The organism is Acinetobacter sp. NBRC 100985 (assembly GCF_000241225.1).
Taxonomy (GTDB): domain Bacteria; phylum Pseudomonadota; class Gammaproteobacteria; order Pseudomonadales; family Moraxellaceae; genus Acinetobacter; species Acinetobacter venetianus.
Map to the genome: position 1 here is coordinate 19,253 of NZ_BAEB01000012.1, position 22,085 is coordinate 41,337.

Here is a 22,085-nt window from a genome sequence, read left to right on the forward strand (position 1 = left end):
TTAAGGTCGTTTTTTTATGGGTGAAATATGCCAAAAACTGAAGAAAAGCAAAACCAATATTGCTTTCAACTTGGGCAGCTAAATGTAGATGCTCAGGAAGATGGCAAGAAAAAGCGGACGTTCTCAGGTGTTGCATACAGCGGCGAAGTGATTACCGACCATTGGTACTGGAAACAAGTCATTTTTGATCTTGATTCAATGCAGATTAAGGGTCGTATCCCCGCACTACTTGAGCATTCGTCTTATCAACGTGCAGGCGCAATCGAAAGTCATTCAATCAGCTATGAATCAGGTCTAACTGTTAGCGGAATCTTACTTAGTAATGAGTTTGGCGCACAGGTAGCAAGTGATTCAGATGACGGCTTTCCGTGGCAAATGTCAGTACGCATTGAGCCGTCAAGCATTGACGAGATTCAGGCAGGCAACACAGTCACAGTAAACGGTAAGTTATTACATGGGCCAATCACCGTATTCCGTGGCGGTCGTATTAGAGAAGTTTCGTTTTGTGCATTAGGTGCAGATGAAAACACAATGGCAGTGGCAGCAAGTCACAATCCAAACAATCCACAAGAGGACACAGACGTGACCGAATTAGAACAACTTAAAGAGGCTAATCAACAGCTGACAACTGAGCGTGATAATGCTGTAAATGAACTTAAACAGTTCAAAGCCGAGAAGCGCAATGATGATATTTCAGCACTAGAAAAAGAATTGAAAACACAATTCAGTGTTGAAGATAAAGCGGCATATACAGCAATGGATGATGCAAGTTTTTCATTCACAGCTAAACAATTGCGCCAGTTTTCAGGGAAAAACAGTCCTGCAAGTAATGGCTCAAGCAATTTATTCACCCATCAAGCGAAATCTGATGGAAGTGAAAAACAAACTTTTAGTGCTGGTTCTCTTGTAGACCAAGCAAAACAACGCAAATAAGGGGAAGCAGAAATGGTTCAAACAGTAACAGATAGTCATTCAGCAGTAACTGATGTAATTGCTTGGGAAGTTGAAGGTAATCATCGTCCAAGTCGTAAAAACGTGACAATTGCAGCGAGTCAAAGCTTGGTAAATGGTCAAGTGATTGCATTTGATGGCAGTGGGAACGTAATCAAGTTTAGCGTTCAGGCGACTAATGCTGCAGCAGGTATTTACATTGGCGATCCAGTGGTCACTGGTTCAGGACAAACAGCGCAAGGAGTGGTTATTGCGCGTGATGCACGCTTTGCAGAAGGCAAGTTGGCTTATGCGTCTGGCGTAACCGCTGGTGAGAAAACTAATGCTGTGACAGCGTTGGCAGCTCTAAATATTTTGCCAGTTCGTTCAGCTTAATAGGGGATTAAAATGAATTTAGACCAATCAGTTTTTAGTACAGAAGAACTATCTTTAGCAATTACAAATTTACCGACTCGAATTGGTAATCCGTCAGACATTGAATTGTTCCGCCCGATTGCTGGCACGACAAACAGCTTTGCTGCTGAGTTCATGACAGAAAGCAATATTCTTGTACCAACAACAGCTTGGGGTGGTGTAGCACCTAAAAACAGTTCAGGTACTCGTATTGCAAAGTCTTGGACAATTCCACACATGCCGCTTGAAGATGTTGTTTTAGCATCGGATGTGATGGGTGTACGTGCGTTTGGTAGCACTGCTGCTGAAACAGTAAGCGGAAAAGTTCTTGACCGTTTACAAGCAATGAAAAACAAGATTGATACAACACTTGCTTTTCGCCGCTTAAAAGCCAAGCAAGGGATTATTGTTGATGCTGATGGCTCAACGATTATTAATTATTTCACCGACTTTGGCGTTACACAAACCGAGGTTGATTTTGATCTTGGTACAGCAACAACAAACGTTGCGGAAAAATGCCAAGATGTAATTGACAATATCGAAGATGCTTTAGGTCAAGAGATTTACACGTCAATCGAAGTTGAAGTGGATCGTGCTTTTTATGATGCTTTGGTGTCTCATAAGAACGTTCGTGAAGTGTTCTTAGGCTGGTCTGCTGCTGAACAAAAACTAGGTCGTTCGAATACGTCAGGTTTTGAATTTGGCGGATTGAAGTTCATTGTGAATCGTCAATCAGTTGGTGGTACGCCGATTTATGCAACCAAAACAGGTACAGCATATCCACGTGGCACTCAAGATGTGTTTGTCACTGCATTAGCGCCTGCTGACTTCAACGAAACAGTGAATACTTTAGCATTGCCGTACTATGCTAAACAGCGCACTAAAGACTTTGATCGCGGTTTTGATTTGCATGTTCAAGCAAACCAACTGCCAACGGTATTGAAGCCGAAAGCATTGGTGAAGGTGAAATCAACTACATAATGGTGGCTGTCATGTACGCAACACGCGATGACATGGTGAAGCGTTACAGCCTGACAGAAGTATCACAGTTAGAGCGTTATTTAACAGGGGGTGAGTCTGTTGATGCTGCAATAGCAGATGCAGGCTCAATTATTGACGGTTGGATTGGTGCTAAGTATGCCGTCCCTCTTGAATACCCACCTGACAATATAAAAATCTTTGTCTGTGATATTGCCCGTTATTTACTTTGGAAAAGCAAAGCATCTGAAGAAGTCCGTAGACGTTATGACGATGCGATGAGCTATCTAAAGGGCGTTTCAAAAGGCACAAACGTTTTACTTGTTAAAAATCCAACAACTCAAGAAGTTAAGCCTGCTGCTAAATCACCTACCACTATGCCAATTGGGACTACATATCGTGGCGGTGTTTTTAGCGATGATGTTTTAAACAAGATGCCAAGCATCAAGTGAGGCAAACATGGCGGATAAACAGGGATTTTACTTTCAAGGTGAAGAAAAGCTTCGGGATTGGCTGCGCAAAGTAGAGGCGAAAGCAGGGGATCATAAAGATCTCTATGACGAGTTGGGCGATATTCTACTTGAGGGTGTTCATGACCGCTTTAAGCGAGGTGTAGCACCAGATGGCAGACCTTGGCAAAAATCATGGCGGGCAATTGCTCAGAAGGGCCAAACATTAAGAGATACGGGGCGATTATTAAACTCAATCCGTACTCGACTTAATAAAAATGGCGTTTCAATTCTCACTGATGTTCTATATGCAAAGCTGATGCACTACGGTGGAACCATTAGAGCGAAGAATAAGCCTTATCTTGTTTTTAAAACTCCCACGGGCGGTTGGGTAAAGCGTAAATCAATCACGGTTCCTGCACGTCCAATTTTCGGTGTATCGGAAGATGATGCACAGAATATGCTGACTACGATGGAGAGCTATTTGGAGGATTTATTAAAAGATGCCAAGTAATTATTTTGCGCTTGAGTCAATCATTAAAGCGCATCTGCAAGACATTGAGTCTATTCAAGCTGTATACACGCCTTTTTCTGTTGATGACATGCTTGAGTCTACAGCGGTTGCACCATCAATTAGCGTTATTTATGTGGATGATCGAGTGGGTGAGTCGGCAGGCAATGGTTCAGCAAGTATTGTTTATCAGCAATGGCTTATCGTTTTGTGTGTTGAGGAAGCAGGTTCACAGCTTGAAGATACAACGCTGATCCGTAATGCAGCCAGTCCTATGATTCAAGAAATCTTAAAACGTATGCAAGGTTTTAACCCACAAACTGCAGGGTTTAAACAATTTAAGAGAGCAAATGCTGGTGTGCAGCACATGTCTGCAGCGGGCAAGTTATGGTTACCGTATTTGTTCGAGTGTCAATTAATTAATAGCTTTTGAGGTCCTTATGTCCAAGCGATATAAAGCATTAAAACCAGTTGGCCCGTGGTCAAAGGGCGACACAATCGGGGATTTGCCACAAGTGCAGATCGAAAAACTATTAAGCGATGGTTTGATTATTGAAGTCAAAACAGAACCAAAATTAACAAAAGAGGTAAAAGCCAATGGCTAAACAGTATATTTCGTTGCAAGGTAAATTGTACTTATCGCCGATTGTTGCAGGTGTTGCTGGGGCAGCTCGTCATGTGGGGAATGCGCCAGATTTCGAGATCGAGTTAGATGGCGATGTGATCGAACATCAAGAGTCTACAACGGGTCAACGCACTACTGATTTTATGATGACAAGAACTCGTAGCGTAAATTTTAAAGGTACTTTGGAAGAAGCAAGCAAGGAAAATATTGCTTATATTCTTAATGGTCAGGCAACCGCAATTGCAGGCGGAACAGTGACAGCCAAGAATCTTGGCACGGTTGCAGTAGGTCAAGAAGTTGATTTGGGTGGCTACAATGTGTCGAATGTAGTTATCAAAGATTCAACTGGAACGCCAGTTGTTGTTGATGCATCAAAATATAAAGTTGATGCACCTTTCGGTACAGTAACTCTAAGTGATGTAACTGGTTTAACCATGCCATTAACTGCTGACTTTACCGCAGGCACAGCTTCAGTTACCACAATCAATGACCAAGATAGCAAAGAGTACGAGCTTACGTTCCGTGGTATCAACACAGTAGACAATAGCAAAGTCGAAGTGAAGTTGTGGCGTACTAAAAAAGATGCTTCTGCTACATTCCCATTGATTCATGAAGCACTTGGTTCTTATGAAATCAGCGGCATGGCGTTATCTGATGCAGAGAAAGGCAGTGACTCAAGTCTTGGCTTGTTTGGTCGTTTTGTGCAGATTGCAGCACCAGTTTAAGCAATACTTACAGGCACAGGGGCGCATTAGCGTCCTTGCGAAGCTATAACCGCTTCTCATGTGCCTGTATTTCAGGATTTTTTCTATGAATGACTTTTTTCTTTTAAACAATGAATCATTACCGCATGTATTCATTGATCAGAATATTGAGATTAAGCAGATACAGATTAAGAATCTAAACCAGTTTGCTTACTTTGCTGATCCGATAAAGCAATTGGAAAGTTATTCAGTAGAAACAATCAAGCCAATTATTCTTACAAGCATTATTCAGATCATGGGCCTTTGTTCTTTAGTCACTTCACTTGATCCAGAGACTTTCTCAAAACATATCGGGGATCAGGATGCTATTGCTGATCTGATTTTAAAAATCATTCAGGTGAATGAGGCATATTTTAAGGAAGAAAAACCGAAAAACCGAAAAAACGGCAAAGAGAAAATCAAAAAAAACTCTTGGTTTGATTCGTTTCAGTATCTTATTTCAGATGGTCATAGGCAAGATGATATTTTAAATATGTCGTATGGTGCATTTATAGAATATTTAAAAGCAGCTCAACGCCGTGAGTCGCAACGATTGAAAACGATTGCTATAGCAACCCGTGCTGCCAGTGCCAAGAATAATGATTTTGATAAGTTTGTAAGTGGGTTGGATCATTAACTATGGTTTTTTATTGCCACATTCAATCTATGAATATATATTTTAATCAAATATTTATAATTATGGATTGATGTGATGTCTATATTGGAAATTGTTATAGCATGTGGGGTGATTTTAATTCTTGTTTTGCAATTAATTTTATTGCTTAGAAAGAATACTGGTGGAAACGCCTCAGAAATACTCACGCCAATCAATCAAGCGTTTGAGCGTATAGAAAGATTTACTGGGCATGAGCTAGGTCGAAATCGGGAAGAATCTAGCCAACAATCTCGACTAACGAGAGAGGAAATTGGTGGTGCAGTCAAAACTGAGTTGCAAGCCTATGCTCAAACCATGCAACAAAGTTTTAAATTTGTGTCGGATGAGCAGACAAAATATTTAAATTCGCTTGTAGACAGGGTTAATGCATTAAACCAAGCCCAAGCAACACAAGCCGAGCAACTCAGAGAAAAAATTGAGACCAAACTGTCTAATTTACAGAAAGATAACTCGGAACAATTGGAAAAAATGCGTGTCACTGTTGATGAAAAATTACAGGGTACGCTTGAAAAAAGGCTTTCAGAATCATTTCAATTAATTGGTGAGCGCCTTGATCAGGTGCATCGCGGACTTGGTGAAATGCAAGCTTTGGCAAGTGGTGTGGGCGACTTAAAGAAAGTTCTTACAAATGTCAAAACGCGTGGTACATGGGGCGAGGTTCAATTGGGGGTAATGCTTGAACAGGTTTTAACTGTTGATCAGTATGAAACCAATGTTTCCACCAAGGGAAATTCCGAACGAGTTGAGTATGCCGTAAAAATTCCAAGCAAGCATAGTGATGGCGAACATATATGGTTGCCAATTGATGCTAAATTTCCAATAGAGTTTTATACACGATTGGTTGATGCGCAAGAAAATGCAGATGCTGCTGGAGTGGATCAGGCGTTAAAAGACCTAGAAAAATCAATCAAGCAGTGTGCGAGCGATATATCTAAAAAGTATGTGAGTCCACCACTAACTACAGATTTTGCCATTTTGTATCTGCCTACTGAGGGGTTGTTTGCTGAAGTTACTAGGCGTTCTGCATTGGTTGATTTAGTTCAAAGAGATTACCGAATTGTGTTTGCTGGACCAACTACACTATGGTCAATACTGAATAGTTTGCAGATGGGTTTTAGAACATTAGCTATAGAAAAGCGCTCAGGTGAAGTGTGGAATACCTTGGCTGCTGTTAAAACAGAATGGTCTAAATATGGAGAGGCTTTGGATAAGGTTAAGAAAAAACTTGACGAAGCCTCAAGTAGTATTGAGGCTGTTCAGGTTAGAACTCGTGCAGTGGATAGAAAGTTAAAAAGCGTTCATGAGTTGCCAACTACACAGGCTGATGAGATTTTGAGTTTGGAATAATGGTGTGAAAATGAATAGGTTATATATTATTTTGATTATTATTGTTCTGATAATGATTGGGGTCGTTTGGAAATCTAATAGTGATAGAAAGGCTAGAGAAGAAGCATTAGCACTTCAAACGCAACAACATAATCAAAAAATGGCACAGCTAGAAGCAGAACATCAAGCTCAACTAAAACAAGAAGCCCAAGAGAAGTCGATTAAAGAGCAGCAACGTATTGAATATAATAACCAAGTAAAAAACGATGCTGAAAAGTTGGAAATAGAGGCAAAGAGTCTTGAGCAAAATAAAGCTATTGAGAGTATTAATTTTATTGAAGAAAAGGTTCGAAGAAATCTTTTTGATCCCGAAGCTGCAAAATTCCGAAATATTAAAGGCAATTGTGGAGAAATTAATGCTAAAAACAAAATGGGTGGATATACAGGTTATAGGCGTTTTATCTACAACTCAGAGACCGATACTGTATCGATAGAAGAGGATAGTGATGGTTTTTATAATTCGAAAGTAATGGATATTTTATGGGAAAAGAAATGTTCATAATGTAATTTTGAAGTTATTGAATTAAGCCCGACCAAGAGTCGGGTTTTTTATTGTCTAAATTACCCAAGCCGATCTAACAAGTCGGCTTTTTTACGCCTACAGGAAAAGAGAATGACTTCAAACAGTTTAGATTTCTTATTGAACTTACAAGCCAATACTTCAGGCTTTGACCAAGGTATCAACGGGGCAAAGTTTGCGGTAAATGCGCTTGTAGGTGCTATGGCTGCGCTTGGTGTTGGTTTAGGCGTAAAGGAGCTTGCAGAAGCAGCAGACAGCTATGCCATGCTATCAGCCAAGATTCAGCAATCAACTAAAGATAGCGGAAACTTTGAACAGGCTATTGCAGGCGTTCATCAAATCGCACTGCAAACAAACTCAACGCTTGATAACACTGGAACACTGTTTACTCGTTTAAATACAGTTGCAAAGGATATGGGGAAATCCCAGCAATTTGCACTTGATATGACCAGTACCGTCACTAAAGCGATTCAGTTGGGCGGAAGTAGCACGCAAGAAGCAGAAGCAGCAGTCACTCAGTTTATTCAAGCAATGCAAGGCGGTGTGCTTCGTGGTGAAGAATTTAACAGCATCATGGAGGGTGGTTACGGTTTAGCTGAAGCTTTAGCAAAAGGCTTGGGTAAAACCACTGGCGAACTTCGCGCCATGGCTGAGAATGGAGAGCTTTCAGCAGAACGTGTACTTGCAGCACTGGAAAAACAGAAAGCAGGCGTTGACGCTCAATATGCTGAACTGCCTTTAACTATTGGCAATGCACTCCAAAAAATTGCAACGTCTTGGCAGATTCTCATTGGTGAGATGGATCAGGCAAATGGTGCAAGTGCAACGGTGGCGCAATGGTTGTCTACACTAGCGGATAATTTAGATATTGTTGAAGTTCTTTTAAACGATATTGGTGACGGGTTTGTATGGTTTGGCGACCAACTTAAAAAGATTGATCCGCAAACTATCGAAGCGCTTAAAACTGCATTGCTTTCCGCTTATGATGCAGTTAAATCATTAGGGTTGTTGCTTGCTGGTGCTTTTGAGCGTGGGATTGATGTTATCAACACGATGCTGGGGCAAATATTTAATTTCTCTAGTGGTATTGATTCAGCAACAGATAAAACCAATGGTTTTACTAAAGCACTTCAAGCTGTAAATGTGGTTTTTGGATTTATTAGTGATGGATTCAAAGCTTTAAACATCGGTATCAATTTAATTGTTGGTGCTGCTTATGATGCTGCGGGTGCATTTAGTTATTGGAAATCAAAAATAACTTTTGGTGATACATCAGCTCAAGCTGTAAAAGATTTTGAAGTAATGAGTGCGAAAGCACAGGAATATTACAAAAAATCATCAGATGCAGCGATGGAGTTTAAGTCTGCTGGTGTTGAAGCGATTCGTCAGATTGGTTTAACCCAAGATCAGAAAAACATTGAACGCGTTGCCAATAACGAAAAAACGCTATCTGATTTAAAAGCTCAAGAATCTCAGCATGTAGCAGACTATAAAGCCATTAGTGATGAGCGTATCAAGCTACAACAACAGTTGGTTGATGCACGCAAATCAGGCGATCAATCTGCTATTGATGCAGCAGTTGCAGGGCTTGCTGAACTTGATAAGAAAGAAAAAGAGTATCAGGCTGAAAGCAAGAAAATCAGTGATGAAAAAATCAAGGCAGCACAGGATTGGGCTTCGGCACAAATCGAAGCAGCGACCAAAGGTGGTGTAGCTCTATCAAGTCAAACCAAAAAAACCATTGAAGCGCAAATTGCAGCTCAAGGTTTAGCAGTTGAGTTTGATAAAACTGGCAAAGCGATTGTCAAAGCGATTGAACAAGATGCAGGCGCTGCGGTTGTTAGTTTAGAGACACGACTAGGGCAAGGGCGTAAAGCTGCTGCTGTGTTTGGAATTGATCTTGATACTGCGCTAAACAAAGTATCTGATGGGTTTACAGCAAAGAAATCTTCGCTTGATGATTTTGCTAAAAATCTTGAGTCACTCGGTGCAACAGGTCAACAAGCCGCAGATTTGACATACAAAGCATGGCAAAAGTGGCTAAGTGAAGCCAAAAGCCCAGCCGAAGTGGATGCAGCGATTGCAAAACTAAAAGAGTTGGCTGCACAAGGTAAAATTACGGGCGAGCAGTTAAAGGTAGGTATTGATCTAGCAAAAGCATCAGCTAAAGACTTATCTCCTGAATTGGATGCTGCACGAGAAGCGGGCAAGGCTTTAGGCATTGATATTGATAAAACTGCAAATATCATGTCGCAAGGCTTTGGTCAGGGTAGCGCAAATCTTGATACTTTAAAGCAAAAGCTTGAAGAGGCAGGAATCACTGGTCAGGAAGCATCAAACACCCTTTATCAAGGTTGGCAAGCGTGGCTTGAAAAAGCTGACAGTCAAGCTGAGATTGATGCTGCAAAAGCCAAGTTAATTGAGTTTGAAAAGCAAGGTGTGTTTTCAACGAGACAAGTTGAAAATGGCATGTTGGCTTTGGATATTCAAACTGGAAAAGTCAAAGAGACAACAGACGAAGTAACAGAAGCGTTTAAGCGTCTCGGTATTCAGACAAAAGATCAACTTGCTTTACAAGCTAAGCAAGCATTAATGGATTTTGATACTGTTAGAAATAGCGGTCAAGCAACACAAGCTGACCTCCAGAAAGCATATCAAAAAACAATTGATCTTGCGTATGCGAGTGGTGATGCTTCTGTGATTGCAGCGGCAAATTCAAAAGCGGCATCACTAGGGCTACAAGTTCAAATTGACGCTACTGGCAAAGCATCTGTTAAATCAATGGACGAGCTATCCAATTCAGTTGAAAACGTTGGGCGTACTGCTCGTGGATCAGCTGCCGATGGCTTCCGTGAACTTGGTCGTGTTGCCCGCGAAGAAGCTAAATCTACTGCTGATGAGTGGATTGATGCTATGGCTAAAGTCGATGCTAAACGCAAAGCCCAAGCAGCTGAAACAGCCAAAGGTCTTAGCCAACTATTCGATGGTCAGAACTCAATGGCACAGGACTTCTATAATCAGTTGATTGCAGGCGGCATGGAAAAAGGTCGCGCTGAAGAACTCAAGAATGAAGCAATCACACGAATGAACAATCAATTGCGAACCGCTTTAAACGGTGGATCTGCAAGTGGTGCATATGATGCGAAGATCGGTCGTAATGAATCTCAAGCGTGGATGCAAGAAATTCTTGATGGCTTAGATAGTAAAGGCTCTATCGGAAGTTCATCACCGAAAATTTCTGCACCAAATATCGAAGCTCCGTCTATCCAGCAAATTAAGATGCCGAATATCGAGACAGGATCATCTAAGACTGTTACTTATCGGTTTGAATTTGGTGGACAAGATCTTGAGTTCCAAGGCGATCCATCTCAACAAGACATGGTGAATAGCTTCTTTAATCAACTTGAACAAGCTAAGAAGAGAATGTAATGAGACTCAAACGAAATGCAACAAATGAAACCGTCCCACTTGAGGACGGTTTTTTATGGTCTGACGAATTTGCTTGGAAGTCGATTGAACAAAATCAAGAGTACGCCGTAAACGGCACCTTGATCATTCAAGAAGGAAAGAAGAAGTCAGGTAGACCAATCACACTGTTATCTAAAACTGACAATCAGGGATGGATTAATCGCTCAGTTTTATCAGTCATTCAAGACTGGTCAGCTTTGCAAGATGAACAATTCACATTGGTTTTTGAATATCCGCATGACACACGCCAATTCAACGTGATTTTTAATCATGCACAAGGCGCAATTGAAGCTGATCCAGTGAAAGGCTTTCCAACAGTGTCAGATAGTGACTATTACCGAGCAACATTAAGATTTATTGAGGTGCCAAATGCCAATTGAGACCAATAACTTAGTTTTATATAAGTCTGAGCGCCTTACTGATACAACAGACGGGGGTGGTAAATATTCTGGCCAAGTGGTTGTTGATGGGGAGAGTAATAACCTTTTTCCTGACGTATCTGAGTTAGATCGAACAATGGGTCGTGTATCGATGCGTAAGATCTATGCTGGTGTAAATAGTATAGATACTGATGCGTTAATGGGTTCAACCGTTTTTGTTTCTAAGAATCCTGATGATCCGAATGTTTCAGCACTTTTATTTAGTACAGAGTCACATGTAGATACTCGTGATTCTGCTCAAAATCGTGTTGAAAATTATCTGGCAAAAGGTGGTCAGATTGCGGGAACGCCCTTAGATACCCTATGGCAAGGCATGAAGATCATCCAAGTTGCGATGTTTAAAAATGAAATTGAGGCAAATGTTGGTGACACGATTGTATTAATTTCGAATGAGGGCAAAAGTAACGAATATGAGCAATACGTAAGAATCACTAAAGTTGAGACACGTATTGCTAAAATGATCATTAATGGTAATGAGGTCGAATACAAGATCGCAACTTACTCAATTAATGATCCATTGAATCGAGATTTCATTGGATTGTCAGCTGCACAGTGGTATGGCGGATCTAAATCTACAACGATTATTCGAGATACGTTGGTTGCAGATACGGGTAAGTACTATGCAAGTACTGATTTAGTTGAAGATGCAAATGTTGGTCAGTTCACTGTTCAAGCAGCAAGCATCTTTAGCCAACTGGTTCCAGCAGCTCAAATTGAAACTCCTTTAGTTGACTTGAATGCTTCAAGTGAAAGTATTGCGCTGGTATCAGGCAACGCAAATACAATTACAGTCGCTTATTCAGCTACGATTGGAACATCACAAAACTTGTACATTGGTTCGAGTGTTATTCCTTCAAGTGTTGGGTTCACTTTGTTTGGTAATTCGATTGCAGATCAGGGTGGACTGCTTAAAAAGTCGGATGGTACTCAAGTCGGAACAATTGACTATCAGCGTGGATTGATTCAATGGACTTCATCTGCAGGATCAGGTTCTACAAGTTTAAGTATTACATTTAGACCTGCAGCTGCACCAACGCAACCAATGCATACCTATGCAGTTCCTGTCACTCAGAATAATCAGTCTTTGAATTGGACAGGTGTTTTGATACCAATTCCTGCACCAGGTTCTTTGTCAGTGTCTTATATGTCTCAAGGTAAGTTTTATACGCTTAAAGATAACGGCAGTGGGCAATTAAAAGGATCAAGTGATTCTTATGGAGCAGGCACAATTAACTATGTGACAGGATCTTGGCTTGTTACATTAGGTGCATTACCTGATGTTGATACGCCGATCTTATTACTTTGGGGTACGCCAATATCAACTTTTGAGCGTGCTGATTTAGCAGTTTTACCTGCTGCAATTGAGTTTGATCTCAATCAATTAGGGATTGCTGCAAGTTCAGTAACAGTGAATTGGTTGCTTGAGGGAGTTGCTAAATCCGCAACTTCAAATGCACAAGGGCAATTCACTGGTGATGCTACTGGTACCGTTAATTATGCAACAGGTGTTGGGCGAATAATTCCGAATAAATTGCCGCAAAAAGCAACAGTTTTCACGATCAACTACAGCTTCGGTGATCCAAAATCACAGACAGTTTCTGATGTAACCCCTAATGGATCTCAACAATTAAGTTTTAATATTGGGACAGGTGCTGCAATTGAACCAAATAGTGTTGAATTGAAAATACCTGTGTATGAGTACCCAACTTCTTCACCTGATAACTTTCAATTAGTGACTTTATTTGATGTCCCAATAAATGCAACTACTGGGAATTTGATTGATCGCTTGGGAAATGTGCAGGGGACAATCACTTATGCAAGTGGTGCCTGTGTAGTGACACCTGTGCTTGAGCAAATTGTTTACAGCCAGTCTTATCAATCTGTAAGGTATGTTTCGGGGTGATTATGAGCTTTTATCCGCAAATTTCTAATGTTTCTCTATCAACAAAACAGCTTAAAGCTTTCATAAATACCGATATCGAAGTCAAGTATCGAGACACGAGTGGCGTAAATACAGGTGTGAAACAAGTCACTGCAGATTCAATAAAGTTAGATCTGACTAATGGTTTTAATGAGCAGATTTTAACGGGATCCGTTCGTTTTAAGCTTGGTAATGATACATACATTGACCGTACTAGTACGCTATATAGAAATATTGATCCAGCAAATGGTAGCGGTACCGCATCAGGTTCCATTCAATACGGAACGGGTATAGTTGAGTTAAGCAGCTGGACACCAAACGTTGATAATCAAATCACTTTGCAGTCATTAACAACGGCGACTGATTTGCAGCCAGTGAATCATATTAGCTTTAGAACCCCAGTCATTCCGATTCGACCAGGTTCTTTAACAGTTGTTGCATCACTTTTGAATGGCGGTCAATTAACTTTGACTGCAAACGAGCAGGGGCAAATTGAAACAAGTCAGGCGCACGGCAAGGTCAACTATGACACAGGCTTTGTAGACGTGTATTTCTATACAAAAACTGAAATCACATCTGCAAATCGCGCTCAAATTGAAGCTGAACCTTGGTATTTGCCAGAGCTTGAATACGCTGAAGCAAGTTTGGTTTATATCGATGCACCGAATTGGATTGCAGCAGATTCGATACGCTATAACGCCGTGGCTTATACCTATATTCCACTTGATAAGGACATTCTCGGTTTAAGTGCCACTCGTTTACCAATTGACGGACGTGTTCCAATTTTTCGTGTTGGTGATATCGGTGTTGTGGCTGCTTCTAAAAGTCAGGTTCTACCGTCTCATGTAGCAGGTCAAACCTACGATCTTAATGATCAGCGCATATCCTGGTGTGAACTGGAAGATAGCGTAGGTACTAAAGTGCCTTTCGATATGTACGTGGTTGATTATGATTATGGAAAAGTGACGTTAAGCGGCGACTTTGCTTTAAACACTCTTGTTGCACCTATTTCGGCAGCTTATCGCTATCAAGACATGGGTCTCATTAATGATGTGCAGATTAATGGTCAAATCACGCTTACAAAACCAATTACGCACAACTATACAGCCGTAGATTCTATTGTCGGTTCAGCGTTGGTGGTTGGTGATATGTTTAGTCGCTACACAGCCAAATTTGTACAAGGCACGTGGAATAACGTATGGGATGATAGTGCAAGTGGTGGTTCTATTTCTGCAAACTACAACGATGCTTTATATCCGATTGAGGTTTCAAATCAAGGTTCAATTCAAGAACGCTGGGCATTAGTATTTACTGATGCAACCAACTTTAGAATCATTGGTGAAGTGTCTGGGCAAATCGGAACGGGTAATATTAATGCTGATTGCGCCCCAATTAATCCGATTACAGCAGCGCCATACTTTACAGTTAAAATGAATGGATGGGGTACAGGTTGGGCATCTGGCAACGTTCTACGATTTAACACCATCGCTTCAATGTATCCACTTTGGTGTATTCGAACAGTGAAGCAATCTGAACCTACAACATTAAGCGATAACTTCCAGATCATGTATCGCGGCGATATTGATCGAGATATTTAAGTAATTAACCCAATGGGCTGCATGTGCAGCCTTTTTTATCGAGTATAAGAAATGGTCGCAAGTACAGATACAAAGTTTTATGTGCATACAAATAATAATGCACCTCAATTACAAAATGCTTATGGCTGCATGATTGATGTGCTTGATGCATGTTTAGTCAATGGTTTTGGTTCTCAGACAGTGGCTACGCTTACAGCTAGTGGTACGACAGTAACGGCAACCTATGGATCTGCACATAACTATTTGCAGTATCAAGTGATTAAATTAGCGAATGCCAATCAAGCGGAATTTAATGGTGAGCATCGAATTTTAACTGTACCTGATGCTAATACGATCACCTTTGAACTCGCTGCAGTACCAAGTGTGACAACTGCGACAGGAACTATAACGAGTTCGTTACCATCACTAGGTTGGCTGAAACCATTTAGCGATACTGGCAAAGCTGCATACAGATCAGCAAATACATTGTTAGCTAGTCGCCCATATTTACGTGTTGTTGATGCACTTGATCCAGCTTATAACGCTGCTTATGCTAAATATGCCAAGGTGGGCATTGTTGAGGATATGACTGATATTGATGCGATGCTTGGAGTTCAATCGCCATTTGATACATCGAATCCAAATAAGAACTGGGTGGCTTCCGGAAGTGGGACCAGTGTCATTAATGGCTGGGCAAAGTGGTATTACGCGCGTTCCAATGATTGGCAAGTTGATACAAACGCAGACACATTATCGATTGTTGCTGGAATAAGAAACTGGATTTTAGTTGGTAATCAAGATTGTTTTTATATTTTCATTAATCCTACTACTAATCGAAACTACAAATTTCCTTATGGTTTTGGAACTTTTAAAAATTACCTATCGAGTGATATGTACCCAAACTATTTAGCAGCAACTTTAGATTACAGTAGTGCCAACGCTGTAACGAATAAAGCAGCACTAACATGTCTTGCTTCAACAGTTTCACAAACTCTATTACTACAGCGTAATTCTGTTAATGATGCCACACCACAAATAACGGCAAATTTAATCAGTCTTTTTAATAAACAGACAGTTTGCTATAGCGGATCTGTTGATTATTTAGCTAGCTATAGTCTTGCTGGAGGTCGGATTTTTGCTCCTGTCATTGTGCTTGAGAATGGAAACCTACCGCGTGGTCAGCTTTCATTAATCAATTGGCTGATGCAAGCCAAATATGACGGTGTAGATAATATTTTTTCTGATGGGGGTAGAGGTTATTTTTTAATCTCTGTTACATGCGCCCAGGGAAATAACGGTGCCGTTATTTTGGATTTAGGAGGGCTAATATGAGGGTTGCTATCAATTGTCATTATGAAAAATGCACCGCATCTGTTTATAGAGAAATGAATGCACTTTGCATTAAGGGTATTTTGGAAAAACAAGGTATTCCTACACAAGGATTTGTATCACTTCATGAACGAATATCTGGTGTGCTAGTAGATAGAGCTCAAGCAGACATTAAAGGGAGCTATAGATTTAATAATATTTCTAATAAATTTAAATACTTTGTCTATGCACACGACATAAATAATCAGTTCAATGCAGTTATTCAAGATAATGTGGTGCCAAAATGAGTAAAACTTCAATCAATGCTCGGCTTGCCATGATTCAAGCCTTTGCAAATTTTATGGATAACGGTAGTCAAAGTGCTACCGTTATTTTTTATGAGGGTGTGCAGCCTGTAGATACATCAGTTGCAGCAGATTCAAATAATGCTTTGGTGACGTTGGTATTTCCTGAACCCTGCATTAAAGAAACCACGCCAACTTATGTTGAATTACACCCAACTGATACAGGCTCGGTGATTAAGACTGGCACAGCTACATGGGCACGGATTTACAACGGTGCTGGTGAAGTGGCTGCCGATCTGACAGTGGGTACTGATATATCTCTAGCTAATACTAATTTGGCTTTGGGTGGTACATTGTCAGTCACTTCAATAAAACTTAGACCGTAAATAGAGGTGTGCATGTGGATTTTAAAAATAAGCTTGGCACCGTTGATGCACACAACCTAAACCTAAACTTTAAGGCTGATAATACCGACAGCCACAACATCATTCTGAATTTTGAGCATCTGGCCGATGGCTCGACCAATCTCAATTTTGGGGATGATGTATCTGCTGTTATCGACACTGTTTTAGATACCAGTTTCGGCTTTGAAGTCACTGCAATTTATGCTGACAGTGTTGCAAATAGTGCAGTCATCGACACGGTGCTGGATACCGAGTTTATCTTTGAAGTTGATGCTGTATTTAGTGAAAATACGGATGTTGTCGGGCAAATTGATACTGTCTTAGATACGAGCTTTATTTTTGAAATTGAAGCAGTATTTAGTGAAAACCTTTGTACGATTGATACTGTTTTAGATACCGCATTTCAATTTCAAATTGATGCTGTATTTGATATTAATTTTGTTCTTGGACTTAATCATTTAAGTGTTTTTAGTTATCAAAAGGCTTTACCAGCATTACTTGAACAACATCTGAGATACAGCAAATCAAGATTTAAGGCGCAGAACAGCTCCTTTATTTTTGACCGTGGTTTGACAATATCAAATGCAGTTACTGATCAATTTGAGAAAGCACAGGTTTTGCATCGTGCGGTTAAAACTGTATTTGAGCAAGCAACAGATTTAAGTCAAGACTATCGTATCGTTTGGCAAGAGAACGATAAGCGTTTTATTGCTCGAACGTTGGTATTTGAAGAGTCTGAAAAGTTGCTGATCAATCGAAAAACTGATTGGCAGGAAATGATTCGAAAACGCAAGCAGATTACGTTTAGTCATGAAGTGGCTCATGTATTTGAAAAGCGGTTTACGTTTGAGTGGGATAAGGGTTTAGAGTTCATCACAACCGATTCAATAAACTGGGATGTTGCAAAACCTGTTTATTATCGAAAGTCTGAAATCGAGCCTTTTCCACCTGTGCCAATTCCTGAGTATATCGGCTCAACAGATTTAAATTTCGTATGTTTATGTCATGACGTTGACTCGCACAACGTAATTTTAAATTTTGGTGCAGATGACTGTATCCCAAGCATCCCGAATAAAAACTGGTGGCATATTGTGAATGAAATTGAAGTATCACGCCTTGATAACTGGCAAAAAATCCATGTGCTCAATGGCAGCTATAGAACAGACCGTAGTAGTTGGTGCTGGAGCTATAACCTAACGATTCCTGCATTTGAATTATCAAAGCTTGATCCGATTGCAGGCCAACCAGTGATTCTTAAAATCGTGGTCAATGGCTATCAGCATCTTATGCTTTTAGAAAATCGTACTCGATCACGCCAGTTTGCGAGTGAAACTTACACTTTGACAGGGCGCAGTGTATCCGCCTTACTTGATGCGCCAAGCTCGCCACCACGAGCATTTTTGCAAGAAAATGAGCGTACATCGGTGCAGTTGGTACAAGCTGAAATTGATCGTTCTGCATATCCAGATTTAACGCTGAACTGGCAACTGATTGATGCACTTGGTTGGATTGTGCCGACTGAATCTTTTAGTTATGGCGGACTGACACCAATCAAGGCGATTCAAGAGATTGCGGCGGCAGGTGGCGGCTTTATCTATAGTGAAGCTGATAGCCAAGCGATTACAATTAAGCCGCTTTATAAAAAGACATACTGGGACCCAATTGCAATTAGCGAATATGACATTCTGCTGCCAGAATCTATCGTCACTGGGCAATCAACTGATTATGAAGTTTACCCAGATTATAACGGCATCACCTTAACCAACGATAGAACAGGGCAAACAGGACAAGTCAAGCGAACAGGTACTAGCGGCGATGTGCTATATGAATCAGTGAATAGTCGACTATTTACTAGCGATCAAGTCATGGGAAGTTATGGTAAATCCAAACTTGCAAAAGCTGGACTTGTTGAAAGTCACACTTTCTCAATGCCGCTTACAAGTGAAATAGGGCAGTGTAAACCTGCTGATATTCTTGCTTTTAATGCTGAATTTTGGGGCGTTGTTGATAGTCTTAGTGTGTCATTCACATACAGCAAAGTGACGCAATCTGTGACTGTGGAGCGTGTGAATCATGAGTAATGCACTATCAAGGTTTTTGGATTTACTTCCTAAAACACCTGAATTTATCGCCACTGTGCAAAGTGCTGACCATCCTAACTATAAGGTATTGGTCGTTGATGGGACAGGGCTAGTACTGTGCACCAGTTCAACACGCTTCAATGTAGGTGATCGAGTTTATATCAGTGGAAATGAAATAAAACGAAGTGCGCCAACAGGCGTTGTATATCAAATCGAAGTGTAACTTTAAAACAAATGAAGCCGCCGAAAGGCGGTTTTTTATTATCTGGAGAAATGGAATGTCTGAAACACAGTCTGCACTTGAAGCAAGCGCAGCAACATTAACATCAAAAGTAACAGCAACGAGTGGAGTGGGGTCATTTCTTGGCTTTGCAGCAAAAATTGATGTTATTGCGTGGGGCGGTTTAATCATTGCAGCCGTTGGTTTGATTATTCAGCTTTACTTTGCGGTACAAAAAAATCGGCGAGAAAAAATAGAGCATGAAATGAAGAAAGCAGAACACAAGTTACGTGTTCAAAACCTGAAAGGTGAGTGCGATGTCGAACAAAACTAAGATTTCAGTAGTCTTTCTTGCAGCTTCGGCTGCTTTTTTTACGTCTTTAATTGGATATGAAGGCTATTCTTCAAAGCCTTATAAAGACACTGGAGGTGTGGCCACAATTGGCATCGGCTCAACTCAATACGAGAATGGCACTAAAGTCAAAATGACAGACAAGCCAATTAATCAAAAAAGAGCAGTGCAAATCGCACAAGCGCATATCGCCAAAGATGAACAGGTTTTTCGTCAGTCGTTGCAGGGCGTGAAGTTATCACAGACTGAATATGACGTGTATCTCGACTTCACCTACAACTTCGGTCAAGCAAACTGGCGCTCATCTTCAATGTTACGCAATTTGAAAGCGGGGCAGTACGTGCAAGCATGTAAGTCACTTTTGAAGTGGAAGTATGTAGCCAAGCGTGACTGTAGTATTCGATCCAATAATTGTTATGGTGTTTGGGTTCGTCAGTTAAGTCGTTATGACAAATGTATGGAGGCTCAATAATGTTGCAAGTATTTTTAGCTAAATTTTATGAAGCCATCATTTGTATTCTGATGGCTTTATTTTTGATTGTTTCAATTGGTTTAGGTGTTCAAACGTGGCGTTTATCAAGCATACAAAGTAACTATGAATTACTTGATGCAAAGTATCAAACTGATCTAGCAAAGTCTGAAGCACTAACCGAAAAAGCGAAAGCTGATGCTATTAAAACTGAAAAAGAGTGGTCTGAAAAACTATTAACTGCTGAGATTAATCACAATGAACAAGTCAAAAAAATACTTTCTGATAGTAATGATGCTAAGTCCGCTATTGATCGCTTGTCAAAGCAAATCAATACAGCCTCAAGTCGTATGTCCACAGCTACCAAAGAAACCATTATTGAGTATGCCAATGCCAGCGGTGACGTACTCGAAAAGTGCGTCAATGAATATCGAACAATGGCGCAACGAGCTGATGAGCACGCAGCTGATGCAAAACGATTAAGTGATTCATGGCCATAGGTGGTTTATGAGAAAAAATCATCATTGTGAGCCAAGTACAATAAGTCGAATTATCCGCAAAATATGTAAAGCACTCGAATGAGGGTTTTTATTAAAAGCTGTAAAATAATGGCTCTATAGAACTGAATAGCCATCAAAACAAACGTCTCAATTAGTGTTTGCTTGCAGTGTGTTCAACATTAGCAAGCATCACTCCCTCTTTATCTCCACACCTTTCAACTTCCTTCCTCGCGTCACCAAAAACCTGTCAACCTCTCTTTTTTCCAAAAACTTTATCGCATTGTCTTTGTCATCTAAAAATACATACTGCTGAGTTACCATTGCATCAATATCTGAATAGTCTTGATATTCTTCGTGTATATTTGTTTGAATATGCAGATAGAGATTGCCTTTCTTTATGTAAAAATATCTCATTGTTTCCCCCAAATATCAACAATATCAGCCCAGTCTTGCAGCATTGTTCTTCGTTCATCTAAGTAACTTGCATGATTATATGTACCACGGACCACGTTTTTATCGACATGTGCAAGTTGTATCTCTACATGATCGGAAGGGTAGCCAAGTCCGTGAAGCATAGTTGAAGCTGTTGCTCGAAAGTCATGTGCGGTTAGGCTTTCAAATCCCATGTTCGCAAGCGCACGGTTCACAGTTGTATTATTCATTTTCTTGGTAACATCAAAAACGCTGGAAAAAACAAGGTCGCTGTTTTTTGTTTGCTCCAACTGATCAAGCAAAATTTGCTTTAGTTGCTTTGAAATAGGGACTAAATGTTCCCGATCTTTTTTAATATTCCGTTGGCCTTTATTTCTTTGTTCAGTAGTTGCTGGTGGAATGCGAATAAGGTCTGTATCAAAGTTTACCCATTCCCAACGTAGGCGAATCACCTCAACCGTTCGGAGCATTGAATAAATGAGCGTTTTAATCGCATTCTTCGTAGTTGTTGCGCCATTGTATGAAGATAATCTTGAATTAAATACTGCTTTTTCATCATCAGTCATAGGTCTTGCCGTAATCTTAGGCGGACGCTCTACAGTGTTTCGTAGTGCAGATACAGGATTATATTCACAACGAGATGTTGCAATAGCATAGTCAATTACCTGACTTACCAACTGTCTATTAAAAATTGCTGTGCTTTCACCAGTACCATAATTTCCCTGTTTAGAAACACGTTTCATTGTCTTTTCTTGCATCTGAAGAACATCAAAAGCTGTGATTTTTTTAATGTCCTTCTTCCCAAGAGCGGGGAATATGTCTTTTTCAAATGCTTTTTCTACAGACCGTTTGTAGCTTACAGATTTTTTATCTTTTCGTTTGTCATACCATTCAGTTGCAACACTCTGCAAAGTACAAGCTTGGTTTAAAAGGGCCTTAGACTTTTCTTCTTGGCGATTTTGTGATGGATCTATATTTTGGTCTAATAGTAGTTTTTGTTCCAAGGTCTTTTGTCGAGCTTGTGCCAAGGTAACGATAGGGTACTCACCAAGACTGATCATCTTTGCAGTACCCAAGTAACGATATCTAAAACGCCAAAGCTTAGATCCATTCGTGCGAATTTCGAGGCATAGACCACCTTGATCAGCAACACGATAAGCCTTATCTTGTGGTTTAAGTTGTTTTATTTTGGTGTCGTTGAGCATCAGAAATCTGTGAGTAACTTAATAAGAAAAATGAATACTCACAATCTTACTCACAAAAGTTGTGGATGTCACCGAACGCTAGCGAACGTGAACGGACTTTAAATATTTTGGAAAGTAACTACTGTTAATTGACTCGAACACTAACGAACGTCAGCGAATATCAGTGCTTCC

Annotated in this window: 25 protein-coding genes; 23 read left to right on the top strand and 2 right to left on the bottom strand. The window is 40.4% G+C overall.

Going from position 1 to position 22,085, the window contains the following annotated elements; genetic code table 11:
* Positions 1-27: 27 nt before the first annotated feature.
* The 23 genes from ACT4_RS03470 to ACT4_RS03575 all read left to right on the top strand — a co-directional run bounded on the left by ACT4_RS03470 (position 28) and on the right by ACT4_RS03575 (position 20,277).
* Complete coding sequence (locus ACT4_RS03470; RefSeq protein ID WP_007479857.1) at positions 28-933, top strand: hypothetical protein; 906 nt, start codon at positions 28-30, stop codon at positions 931-933.
* A 12-nt stretch (positions 934-945) separates the two neighbouring features.
* Positions 946-1,326, top strand: a complete 381-nt coding sequence (locus tag ACT4_RS03475; RefSeq protein ID WP_007479859.1) for a head decoration protein — start codon at positions 946-948, stop codon at positions 1,324-1,326.
* A gap of 12 nt (positions 1,327-1,338) precedes the next feature.
* Complete coding sequence (locus ACT4_RS03480; RefSeq protein ID WP_007479861.1) at positions 1,339-2,325, top strand: major capsid protein; 987 nt, start codon at positions 1,339-1,341, stop codon at positions 2,323-2,325.
* Positions 2,326-2,336: 11 nt separating this feature from the next.
* The gene (locus tag ACT4_RS03485; RefSeq protein WP_007479863.1) at positions 2,337-2,774 is read left to right on the top strand and encodes a gp436 family protein; all 438 of its coding nucleotides are present in this window, start codon (positions 2,337-2,339) and stop codon (positions 2,772-2,774) included.
* Positions 2,775-2,781: 7 nt separating this feature from the next.
* Positions 2,782-3,285 carry a phage virion morphogenesis protein gene (locus tag ACT4_RS03490; RefSeq protein ID WP_007479866.1) on the top strand — a complete coding sequence of 168 codons (504 nt, stop codon included), beginning with the start codon at positions 2,782-2,784 and terminating at the stop codon, positions 3,283-3,285.
* Positions 3,275-3,715 (top strand): hypothetical protein, encoded by a 441-nt coding sequence (locus ACT4_RS03495; RefSeq protein ID WP_007479868.1) that lies wholly within the window; start codon positions 3,275-3,277, stop codon positions 3,713-3,715. Before ACT4_RS03490 ends, ACT4_RS03495 begins: the two co-directional genes overlap by 11 nt.
* Before the next feature lie 7 nt (positions 3,716-3,722).
* The gene (locus tag ACT4_RS17250) at positions 3,723-3,887 is read left to right on the top strand and encodes a hypothetical protein (protein WP_007479869.1); all 165 of its coding nucleotides are present in this window, start codon (positions 3,723-3,725) and stop codon (positions 3,885-3,887) included.
* Complete coding sequence (locus ACT4_RS03500) at positions 3,880-4,632, top strand: hypothetical protein (protein WP_007479870.1); 753 nt, start codon at positions 3,880-3,882, stop codon at positions 4,630-4,632. Before ACT4_RS17250 ends, ACT4_RS03500 begins: the two co-directional genes overlap by 8 nt.
* Positions 4,633-4,717: 85 nt before the next feature.
* Positions 4,718-5,287: a hypothetical protein gene (locus tag ACT4_RS03505; protein WP_007479871.1), complete on the top strand. Its 570-nt coding sequence runs from the start codon at positions 4,718-4,720 to the stop codon at positions 5,285-5,287.
* A 75-nt stretch (positions 5,288-5,362) separates the two neighbouring features.
* The gene (locus ACT4_RS03510; protein ID WP_007479873.1) at positions 5,363-6,673 is read left to right on the top strand and encodes a DNA recombination protein RmuC; all 1,311 of its coding nucleotides are present in this window, start codon (positions 5,363-5,365) and stop codon (positions 6,671-6,673) included.
* Positions 6,674-6,683: 10 nt separating this feature from the next.
* Complete coding sequence (locus ACT4_RS03515) at positions 6,684-7,214, top strand: hypothetical protein (RefSeq protein ID WP_007479875.1); 531 nt, start codon at positions 6,684-6,686, stop codon at positions 7,212-7,214.
* 111 nt (positions 7,215-7,325) lie between these two features.
* The gene (locus tag ACT4_RS03520; protein ID WP_007479876.1) at positions 7,326-10,661 is read left to right on the top strand and encodes a tape measure protein; all 3,336 of its coding nucleotides are present in this window, start codon (positions 7,326-7,328) and stop codon (positions 10,659-10,661) included.
* Entirely contained in the window at positions 10,661-11,080 is a 420-nt protein-coding gene (locus ACT4_RS03525; protein ID WP_007479877.1) for a hypothetical protein, read from the top strand. Before ACT4_RS03520 ends, ACT4_RS03525 begins: the two co-directional genes overlap by 1 nt.
* Entirely contained in the window at positions 11,070-13,043 is a 1,974-nt protein-coding gene (locus ACT4_RS03530; RefSeq protein ID WP_007479878.1) for a hypothetical protein, read from the top strand. The genes ACT4_RS03525 and ACT4_RS03530 overlap by 11 nt, the downstream gene beginning before the upstream one ends.
* Positions 13,044-13,045: 2 nt before the next feature.
* The gene (locus ACT4_RS03535) at positions 13,046-14,659 is read left to right on the top strand and encodes a hypothetical protein (RefSeq protein WP_007479880.1); all 1,614 of its coding nucleotides are present in this window, start codon (positions 13,046-13,048) and stop codon (positions 14,657-14,659) included.
* Between the two features lie 51 nt (positions 14,660-14,710).
* Complete coding sequence (locus tag ACT4_RS03540) at positions 14,711-15,970, top strand: hypothetical protein (RefSeq protein WP_007479881.1); 1,260 nt, start codon at positions 14,711-14,713, stop codon at positions 15,968-15,970.
* Positions 15,967-16,254, top strand: a complete 288-nt coding sequence (locus ACT4_RS03545; RefSeq protein WP_007479883.1) for a hypothetical protein — start codon at positions 15,967-15,969, stop codon at positions 16,252-16,254. Before ACT4_RS03540 ends, ACT4_RS03545 begins: the two co-directional genes overlap by 4 nt.
* Positions 16,251-16,637 (top strand): hypothetical protein, encoded by a 387-nt coding sequence (locus ACT4_RS03550; RefSeq protein WP_007479884.1) that lies wholly within the window; start codon positions 16,251-16,253, stop codon positions 16,635-16,637. The genes ACT4_RS03545 and ACT4_RS03550 overlap by 4 nt, the downstream gene beginning before the upstream one ends.
* A 14-nt stretch (positions 16,638-16,651) precedes the next feature.
* Positions 16,652-18,736: a hypothetical protein gene (locus ACT4_RS03555; protein WP_007479887.1), complete on the top strand. Its 2,085-nt coding sequence runs from the start codon at positions 16,652-16,654 to the stop codon at positions 18,734-18,736.
* Complete coding sequence (locus ACT4_RS03560) at positions 18,729-18,959, top strand: hypothetical protein (protein WP_007479889.1); 231 nt, start codon at positions 18,729-18,731, stop codon at positions 18,957-18,959. Before ACT4_RS03555 ends, ACT4_RS03560 begins: the two co-directional genes overlap by 8 nt.
* Before the next feature lie 55 nt (positions 18,960-19,014).
* The gene (locus ACT4_RS03565) at positions 19,015-19,290 is read left to right on the top strand and encodes a holin (protein ID WP_007479891.1); all 276 of its coding nucleotides are present in this window, start codon (positions 19,015-19,017) and stop codon (positions 19,288-19,290) included.
* Positions 19,274-19,780 carry a lysozyme gene (locus ACT4_RS03570; RefSeq protein WP_007479893.1) on the top strand — a complete coding sequence of 169 codons (507 nt, stop codon included), beginning with the start codon at positions 19,274-19,276 and terminating at the stop codon, positions 19,778-19,780. The genes ACT4_RS03565 and ACT4_RS03570 overlap by 17 nt, the downstream gene beginning before the upstream one ends.
* The gene (locus ACT4_RS03575; protein WP_007479894.1) at positions 19,780-20,277 is read left to right on the top strand and encodes a hypothetical protein; all 498 of its coding nucleotides are present in this window, start codon (positions 19,780-19,782) and stop codon (positions 20,275-20,277) included. Before ACT4_RS03570 ends, ACT4_RS03575 begins: the two co-directional genes overlap by 1 nt.
* A 189-nt stretch (positions 20,278-20,466) precedes the next feature.
* Here ACT4_RS03575 and ACT4_RS03580 read toward each other — a convergent pair whose 3' ends face one another.
* Both ACT4_RS03580 and ACT4_RS03585 read right to left on the bottom strand, forming a co-directional pair.
* Positions 20,467-20,691: a hypothetical protein gene (locus tag ACT4_RS03580; protein WP_007479895.1), complete on the bottom strand. Its 225-nt coding sequence runs from the start codon at positions 20,689-20,691 to the stop codon at positions 20,467-20,469.
* A complete protein-coding gene (locus ACT4_RS03585; RefSeq protein ID WP_007479897.1) occupies positions 20,688-21,914 on the bottom strand; it encodes an integrase arm-type DNA-binding domain-containing protein in 1,227 nt (408 codons plus the stop codon). The genes ACT4_RS03580 and ACT4_RS03585 overlap by 4 nt, the downstream gene beginning before the upstream one ends.
* Between the last annotated feature and the right edge of the window lie 171 nt (positions 21,915-22,085).

Excerpts from the sequence above, each read along its gene's own strand:
- ACT4_RS03505 (WP_007479871.1), top strand. The coding sequence starts at position 4,718 with ATGAATGACTTTTTTCTTTTAAACAATGAATCATTACCGCATGTATTC.
- ACT4_RS03570 (WP_007479893.1), top strand. The coding sequence starts at position 19,274 with ATGTCGAACAAAACTAAGATTTCAGTAGTCTTTCTTGCAGCTTCGGCT.
- ACT4_RS03485 (WP_007479863.1), top strand. The coding sequence starts at position 2,337 with ATGTACGCAACACGCGATGACATGGTGAAGCGTTACAGCCTGACAGAA.
- ACT4_RS03520 (WP_007479876.1), top strand. The coding sequence starts at position 7,326 with ATGACTTCAAACAGTTTAGATTTCTTATTGAACTTACAAGCCAATACT.
- ACT4_RS03525 (WP_007479877.1), top strand. The coding sequence starts at position 10,661 with ATGAGACTCAAACGAAATGCAACAAATGAAACCGTCCCACTTGAGGAC.
- ACT4_RS03550 (WP_007479884.1), top strand. The coding sequence starts at position 16,251 with ATGAGTAAAACTTCAATCAATGCTCGGCTTGCCATGATTCAAGCCTTT.
- ACT4_RS03515 (WP_007479875.1), top strand. The coding sequence starts at position 6,684 with ATGAATAGGTTATATATTATTTTGATTATTATTGTTCTGATAATGATT.
- ACT4_RS03565 (WP_007479891.1), top strand. The coding sequence starts at position 19,015 with ATGTCTGAAACACAGTCTGCACTTGAAGCAAGCGCAGCAACATTAACA.
- ACT4_RS03490 (WP_007479866.1), top strand. The coding sequence starts at position 2,782 with ATGGCGGATAAACAGGGATTTTACTTTCAAGGTGAAGAAAAGCTTCGG.
- ACT4_RS03540 (WP_007479881.1), top strand. The coding sequence starts at position 14,711 with ATGGTCGCAAGTACAGATACAAAGTTTTATGTGCATACAAATAATAAT.
- ACT4_RS03560 (WP_007479889.1), top strand. The coding sequence starts at position 18,729 with ATGAGTAATGCACTATCAAGGTTTTTGGATTTACTTCCTAAAACACCT.
- ACT4_RS03495 (WP_007479868.1), top strand. The coding sequence starts at position 3,275 with ATGCCAAGTAATTATTTTGCGCTTGAGTCAATCATTAAAGCGCATCTG.
- ACT4_RS03545 (WP_007479883.1), top strand. The coding sequence starts at position 15,967 with ATGAGGGTTGCTATCAATTGTCATTATGAAAAATGCACCGCATCTGTT.
- ACT4_RS03530 (WP_007479878.1), top strand. The coding sequence starts at position 11,070 with ATGCCAATTGAGACCAATAACTTAGTTTTATATAAGTCTGAGCGCCTT.
- ACT4_RS03475 (WP_007479859.1), top strand. The coding sequence starts at position 946 with ATGGTTCAAACAGTAACAGATAGTCATTCAGCAGTAACTGATGTAATT.
- ACT4_RS03470 (WP_007479857.1), top strand. The coding sequence starts at position 28 with ATGCCAAAAACTGAAGAAAAGCAAAACCAATATTGCTTTCAACTTGGG.
- ACT4_RS03575 (WP_007479894.1), top strand. The coding sequence starts at position 19,780 with ATGTTGCAAGTATTTTTAGCTAAATTTTATGAAGCCATCATTTGTATT.
- ACT4_RS03535 (WP_007479880.1), top strand. The coding sequence starts at position 13,046 with ATGAGCTTTTATCCGCAAATTTCTAATGTTTCTCTATCAACAAAACAG.
- ACT4_RS03580 (WP_007479895.1), bottom strand. The coding sequence starts at position 20,691 with ATGAGATATTTTTACATAAAGAAAGGCAATCTCTATCTGCATATTCAA.
- ACT4_RS03500 (WP_007479870.1), top strand. The coding sequence starts at position 3,880 with ATGGCTAAACAGTATATTTCGTTGCAAGGTAAATTGTACTTATCGCCG.
- ACT4_RS17250 (WP_007479869.1), top strand. The coding sequence starts at position 3,723 with ATGTCCAAGCGATATAAAGCATTAAAACCAGTTGGCCCGTGGTCAAAG.
- ACT4_RS03585 (WP_007479897.1), bottom strand. The coding sequence starts at position 21,914 with ATGCTCAACGACACCAAAATAAAACAACTTAAACCACAAGATAAGGCT.
- ACT4_RS03510 (WP_007479873.1), top strand. The coding sequence starts at position 5,363 with ATGTCTATATTGGAAATTGTTATAGCATGTGGGGTGATTTTAATTCTT.
- ACT4_RS03480 (WP_007479861.1), top strand. The coding sequence starts at position 1,339 with ATGAATTTAGACCAATCAGTTTTTAGTACAGAAGAACTATCTTTAGCA.